At 61.0% G+C, this 3249-nt stretch carries 3 protein-coding genes and 2 pseudogenes; 2 read left to right on the top strand and 3 right to left on the bottom strand.

Going from position 1 to position 3249, the window contains the following annotated elements; translation table 11 throughout:
* Positions 1–514: transposase family protein (locus JSE7799_RS02265; protein WP_503089875.1), on the bottom strand; the 514-nt coding region annotated here is incomplete at its 3' end.
* Between the two features lie 111 nt (positions 515–625).
* Here JSE7799_RS02265 and JSE7799_RS20265 point away from each other — a divergent pair.
* Positions 626–766 (top strand): annotated as a pseudogene (locus JSE7799_RS20265) (transposase); the annotation flags it as partial.
* Positions 767–924: 158 nt separating this feature from the next.
* On the opposite strand, the gene JSE7799_RS02255 reads toward JSE7799_RS20265, so the two are convergent.
* Positions 925–1536, bottom strand: a complete 612-nt coding sequence (locus tag JSE7799_RS02255) for a site-specific integrase (RefSeq protein ID WP_055662158.1) — start codon at positions 1534–1536, stop codon at positions 925–927.
* A complete protein-coding gene (locus JSE7799_RS02250) occupies positions 1517–1921 on the bottom strand; it encodes a site-specific integrase (RefSeq protein WP_055662157.1) in 405 nt (134 codons plus the stop codon). Before JSE7799_RS02250 ends, JSE7799_RS02255 begins: the two co-directional genes overlap by 20 nt.
* 317 nt (positions 1922–2238) lie before the next feature.
* Between JSE7799_RS02250 and JSE7799_RS02245 the strand changes: the two are divergent.
* Positions 2239–3249 (top strand): annotated as a pseudogene (locus tag JSE7799_RS02245) (IS1380 family transposase); the annotation flags it as partial.

Genomic DNA, 3249 nt, shown 5'->3' with positions numbered 1-3249 from the left:
GAAAAGTGAACCATTCCTGACCGATGAACTCACGATCCGCCAGCAGCATCCGAACGGTTGAGGCGTCGAAATACGCGAGATACCGCTTCATCAGCGCGATGCGCTGAGCGGTCGTGCTGTTGCCGGAATGCGGGAGCATGGTCCACATCAACGGGACACGGAACCTGGCCGTGATGACGGCCAACACGAGGACGTTAACGTCGGTCTTGCCGATCTTCCAGTTGGTGCGGTCAAGACACAGATGCCAAGGGCGAGGGTTGCCGAGCAGCGAGATCACGATGCCCACGCTCCAATCCTCGGGCAGGCACACGTGTTGGAAGAAGCGTTGCAGACGGCGATAGGTCGATGCAACCATGGCGCGACTTGGCCGCTCGCTCGCGATATGCGTCAGGTTCACCGTTCGGGCGCTGATCATGCCAAGCAGGATCATGCAGAGCGTCTCGAGCCGTGACTTGCCCAACGGCACATGCGGAGTTAGCGTTTTCTGGAGATCGGCGAGAGCACGGATATTCAAGGGACCGTTCCTTTGGCGAGGTCGAGTCCACCAGAAGAATCTCTCTTGCCGGTCTCGGCCACCCCAAAAACGGCTGTGTCGTGTAGTCTGGCCTTCTCGTTAATTATCCGGGTTAGCTCGGCGACGTTCTACAAGTTCAAGGCACGCTGTGGCGGCCTGGAGGTGTCGGATGTCAAGCGGCTGAAGGCGCTAGAGAACGAGAACGGCAAGCTGAAGAAGCTGCTCGCCGAAGCGATGCTTACCAAAGCAGCCGAAGCGTAGGACGAAAAATTTATTATTTTACGAAATTACAACATAGCGACGAACGGTTGAGACTGCCACCAAGCAACTGCGCCGCGGGTGCTCCACCGGACCGAAGAAATGGCCCCTCCGGTCGGGATCAGAATGGGCAATCGAACCACACGCTTCGATCAGGGCGCGCCCCTCTGGCCCCGGCTAGTCCGCTCCTTGATGCACTGGTCATAGACGGCGTCCAACAGCGCGATCTTCACGTCGTCGGAAATCGATGGGGCGTCACTCTCGTCATGGCCTCCGATGGCTTCCAGAACCTCGATCCGCCGCTCGTCACTCAGCTTGCCGTAATACCGCTCGGTGGTCTGCTCGTTCTCGTGCCCCATGTTTTGGGACCAGGCCTTGCGCTCTAGCTGTGTCAGGGCGCGCTCGTCTCGCTCCGCGCCGATCGTGTGTTTTACGGCATGCGGTGTGAACTTCCTTTCGCTGTCGCGGCACGCGATCTCGAACGCCTCTGTCACGGCATGAGTGGTCGTCATGACGGGAACAACCTTTCTTCCGCTCCCGGACAGAGCGGGCCGATGCTTCAGGTACTTCAGGTCCGCGAAGAGGGCATCTTCTTCTGTAAAGCCGAGCTGGCGGAGCCGGTCCATCCATTCGACGACGATGGTCTTGAACAGCGGTGGAAGCGGAAACCGGAAGATGTCGATGCTCTTGCCCCCTTTAGCGCGAACAACGCTCGCGTCCTGAAGGATCAGACGGTTTGCGATGTCAATGTTCTTGACGCGCAACGAACGAGACGAGTGTGTCCACACGAAGGGCGCCGAGGAACGCGAGCGCGAAGAGGGCATGGGCACGTTCATCTTTCAGCGACCTTGCCGGCATGGCTTGCAGCAAGGCTTCAGCCTCGGAGAGGGTAGGGTAGTCCCGGAAGCTCGTGCACGCGGCAGCAGCCGTGACCGCCTTGGGAAGTTCGAGATAGTCGGCCAGATCCCTGGGCAGCCGGCGGAAGCCGTCCTGCTTCTGGAGCCAGCCCAGAAACGCGACGAGATGCGACACGGTGTGTCGGATCGAGGAGGAGTAGGACAGGTGATCCGGAGCAGTCATGCTGGACCGCCGCTTGAGGTCGTTGCAAATCCTGGACACCTTTTTCGTGGAGAGCTTGTCGAACGGCATCCCGCCCGTCAGGGAGTCGAGATAGCGGATCGGGGCAAGATGCCGGTCGATCGTCTTGACGCTGTAGCGGCCGGCATAGGTGAGCCACGCATGGGTGGTTCTATCGTTCGCAAACGACAGCTCGGGGTCATGAGAGTCCGGCTTGATCCCAATACCACCGGACCCTGATCTGCCTCCTTCGTGTCTCCACCATTTGCGATATCGGTTTAACCCGGATAACTCACGAGAAGGCGGCGGAGGTGGCGTAACCGTCTGAAACTCTGTATTTTTTGGTTATCGACGCCAAAGATTCAGATTTCAGCAGGACGACCTCCGCCATGACCCAGTCTACGTGCTCCACGCCCCGCCTGTCACCCCTCAATGGCAAGCCGATCCTGCTCGGGTTTGACGGCGCCGACATGAGCTCCGATGCCGGACTGACCCTGCTGCGCGAGATCGAGCGCAGCAGGGTCTGGCGCAGCGGCTCGCAGATTGCCTGCACGATCCGCGTGATCCGGCGAAAGTTCAGCATAGCCTGTGCGACATCATCCGTTTCCGGATCATGATGATCGCGGCGGGGTATGAAGACGGCAACGACGCGACCGCCCTGCGGAACGATCCCAGCTTCAGGATCGCACTGGAGCGTGGCCCGGAAACAGGGCCGGCCTTGTGTTCGCAGCCGACGATCTCGCGCATGGAAAACCTGCCCGACGCCCGCGCCCTTATCCGCATGGGCCGCGAGATGGTCCGGTTCTACTGCCACTCGTTTGCGCGCGCGCCAAGCCGAATCGTGCTCGATATCGATGATACCTTTGACGCGGTGCATGGCCACCAGCAGCTGCGCCTGTTCAATGCGTTCTACGACGAGTTCGGCTTCCAGCCGATCGTCGTCTTCGACGGCGAAGGCCGGCTCGTCGGGACACTGCTGCGCCCGGCCCGCCGCCCCAATGGGGCCGAGAGCGCGGCCCACATCCGCCGGTTGATCCGGCAGATTGCCAGGCATTGGCCCGAGACAGAAATCCTGCTGCGAGCCGACAGCCACTACTGCACCCCGCAGGTTCTGGACCTGTGTGACGGGCTCGGGCTGCGTTATGTCTTCGGTCTGTCGAAGAACGGCCGTCTGGCGCGGAACATCTCGGCATTGGAGGCATCGACAGCGGCGCGCTACGCCCGAACGCCGGGCCAGAAGCTGCGCCGGTTCAAGACCTTCTCCTACGCAGCCCGCTCGTGGTCGAAACCCCGCCGCGTCATCGCCCGCGTCGAGGTTGGCCCCATGGGTCGGGACACCCGCTACATCGTCACCAACCTCGAGGGCGGTCGCGGCAAGCACCTTTACGAGAAGCTCTATT

The organism is Jannaschia seosinensis (assembly GCF_001408515.1).
In the GTDB taxonomy this organism is placed as follows: domain Bacteria; phylum Pseudomonadota; class Alphaproteobacteria; order Rhodobacterales; family Rhodobacteraceae; genus Jannaschia; species Jannaschia seosinensis.
This window is presented reverse-complemented; position numbering and strand designations above follow the sequence as displayed.

Bases quoted from the DNA above. Each gene is read 5' to 3' on its own strand.
- JSE7799_RS02250 (WP_055662157.1), bottom strand. From the start codon at position 1,921: ATGCCGTTCGACAAGCTCTCCACGAAAAAGGTGTCCAGGATTTGCAAC.